The sequence below is a fragment of the Nitrosomonas eutropha genome, from assembly GCF_003201195.1.
In the GTDB taxonomy this organism is placed as follows: Bacteria; Pseudomonadota; Gammaproteobacteria; order Burkholderiales; family Nitrosomonadaceae; genus Nitrosomonas; species Nitrosomonas eutropha.
Genome location: NZ_QICQ01000070.1, coordinates 1 through 2,860, shown reverse-complemented (window position 1 = coordinate 2,860; position 2,860 = coordinate 1). Strand labels below are relative to the sequence as shown.

Below are 2,860 nucleotides of genomic sequence, written 5' to 3'. Positions count from 1 at the left end.
ATGCCTTATGGGCACAGATCGGCAAAGTGTTGGATCTGTTCACTCCGGAGGAGTGTGCCAACTACTTCGCTTCATGTGGATATGTAAACAAGTAAACCAAAAATGCTCTAGTTGTTCTGCTCAGCTTTATTTTTTGTAAGAGCAGTAAATAACGCAGGGATAATCTTTTTTTCTTGCCTGTATGCGAGAAGCAAAGATTGAGCATCTGATTGCTTAGGAGTTGCCAATTGCACTGGATTTGCTTGTGGAATATAGGGTTGCGTAAAAATGGGGTCTTTATGATTTTGTAGCGCGCTTCTGCGTGATCCGGAATATTTTCTGGTTTTCTCACCATTAGCAACTTCGGCTTGCTTATTGCTACGCCGGGCAATATCGGCTGATACCCTATTTTTACGATCTGGCAAGCTCCTGACAAATAACTCCGCATCAAAACCAGCAATCTGCTCTATCTCCAGTTTAGTGTTCAGAAGTTTTTCGATACTGGTCAGAAGCTCTGTTTCATGTTCACTTACCAGAGAAATTGCCTTTCCTTTACTACCAGCACGGCCTGTACGGCCAATTCTATGCACATAGTCCTCGGGATTACCGGGCAATTCATAATTGACCACATGCGATAATTTTTCAATATCAATGCCACGCGCAGCTACATCTGTTGCTACAAGTATCTGCACATCACCATGTTTGAACTCAGAAAGTGCTTGTGTTCTCTGTTGCTGATTTTTATCTCCATGAATTGCAAGCGCCAAGATTTTATGGTGAGAAAGCATTTGTGCCAGTTGGGAGGCTCCGTGCTTTGTTTTCACAAAAACAAGTGCTTGTTTCAGATCTTGCTGTTTAACGAGATGCAGCAGCAATGCAAACTTACTTTCTGGTTTTATGCGGTGAACAACATGTGAAATAGACTCATTTATTGTATTCTGCGCTGCCACTTCAATCCGAACCGGATGTTTCAGCAAACCGTCTGCAAGTTTTCTGATCTCGTCGGAGAAAGTTGCGGAAAACATCAGACTCTGTCGCTGTGAAGGTAACAACGCCATCACTTTTTTGATATCCGGCAGAAAGCCCATATCCAGCATACGATCGGCCTCGTCAAGAACCAGGATTTCTGTTTTTGAGAAATTTACAGCCTTGTGCTCAACCAGATCCAGCAATCGACCAGGTGTGGCTACCAGTATTTCCACCCCATTCCGCAACTCTGTTATCTGAGGTTCTATATTGACCCCGCCAAAAACGACAGTGGTTCGCAAAGCAAGATACTTCCCATACTTCCTGACACTTTCATCAATTTGCATGGCCAGTTCACGCGTTGGAGCCATAATCAAAGCACGTACAGGATGGCGGGCAGGCGACGTACTAGAGCTCGCATGTGCTTGCAGGTGGTGCAATAAAGGCAGAGTAAAGCCGGCTGTTTTACCAGTACCCGTCTGTGCACTGGCCATGACATCTTTGCCGGCAAGAATCGGCGGAATAACCTGGGCTTGGATCGGAGTTGGATTAATGTACCCCTCATCAATAACTGCCCGGAGTATTTCACTGGACAAGTCCAGCTGCTCAAAAGTTACATCACTACTCATAGTTTATTTTTGCAACAAGTAAAACAAAATTTTCAATGGTATTGTTTTAATAGCATACACGACAAGAATCAACATTCATCAAATTTTTCATTAACTAATCATTCACAAAAAAATCTTAAAATTACCCCTGTCCCCAAACTAAAACTCAAGACCCGTATTCATTTTCTGCTAAAAATTATTTTAAGATTAATTTTTTTGGTTTTAAACCACTTGAACAAACCATCTATCCTGTCGAAAAGATTCAGAAATACTGGTGCTCCACTGATAGCAACAGCATCTACCAGACAATACCAGGCTGAAACTCCGCTCGGCGGGTTGCCTTGCGTTAGTTCGAATATTGGTTCAAGAGTAGCCCACCGCCAAGTGCCAGCAGCAGTACCAATCAGTTCTAACCAGGTCGTAATAAAGAACGCGGCCAGATATACCAATGGCGATCTGCCCTTGAACAGATAAATCAGAAATACTACATAAAGCAATGCGCCCACCTGGTCACCATGTTCGGGTAATCCGCTAATACCCCATACTGACCACAGACCACAAGTGATCACCACAAATGCTGTAATTTTCCTGGCATATTTGAGAAAAAAACCAGATCGTGCCAGCGCGACCGCTGTCAGATAAACCATGCCATGACCCGGTGGTACATACAACGGAACATTTTCCAGACGGTAGGTATACCCCCCCATATAAATTGATGCGAAATGTTCACCCGCTGTTGCAAAAGCTACTGCAATTACAACCTGCATTCTTATTTCGCGATTTTCACCACGAAGTAATGTAATCAAAAAAATCCAGGCAATAACACCTAATATATTTTGAAGCAACAGCGTCCCGTGAGCATCAATTACAAGGCTGATTGCAACACAAAAAAACGTAAATGCAGCGATAAAATAATCACGTTTTCTGTGAACAGGACTGCCACTCACCTCCGGAAATCTATCAAATATCTTCAACATCTCAAAAAATAAAAAACCGTCTTTTCCGACGGTTGAAAATAATGACTCCCGGTATATTTTGTCTACCGAACCGAAAATAAAGATCGACAGTAATTGCAATCCCGATCGATTGATAATCAATCTGGATAATGTCTGAATTATAAATAAATTGTAAAAATTTCAACCCTAGATTTATCCCGAAAAGGTATTTTTACCTTTTCGGGATAAAATAGAGCATAACTAACTTAATAGATACTCTCTATTTTCCTTTTTTGGCAGTTTTAGCATTGGCCTGGAATTCGTCATGGAACTTGAATTTAGGCTCTCCGTCAAATACGCCATCCAGTTTGT

The 2,860-nt window shown here is 42.1% G+C and carries 2 protein-coding genes and 1 pseudogene; all 3 read right to left on the bottom strand.

Translation table 11 applies throughout. The features are described 5' to 3' along the window. Positions 1-107 precede the first annotated feature (107 nt). A complete protein-coding gene (locus C8R14_RS13120; protein WP_011634715.1) occupies positions 108-1,574 on the bottom strand; it encodes a DEAD/DEAH box helicase in 1,467 nt (488 codons plus the stop codon). A gap of 158 nt (positions 1,575-1,732) precedes the next feature. Then, positions 1,733-2,530 (bottom strand): hypothetical protein, encoded by a 798-nt coding sequence (locus C8R14_RS13115; RefSeq protein ID WP_011634716.1) that lies wholly within the window; start codon positions 2,528-2,530, stop codon positions 1,733-1,735. Positions 2,531-2,768: 238 nt separating this feature from the next. Then, positions 2,769-2,860 (bottom strand): annotated as a pseudogene (locus C8R14_RS13110) (cytochrome C554); the annotation flags it as partial.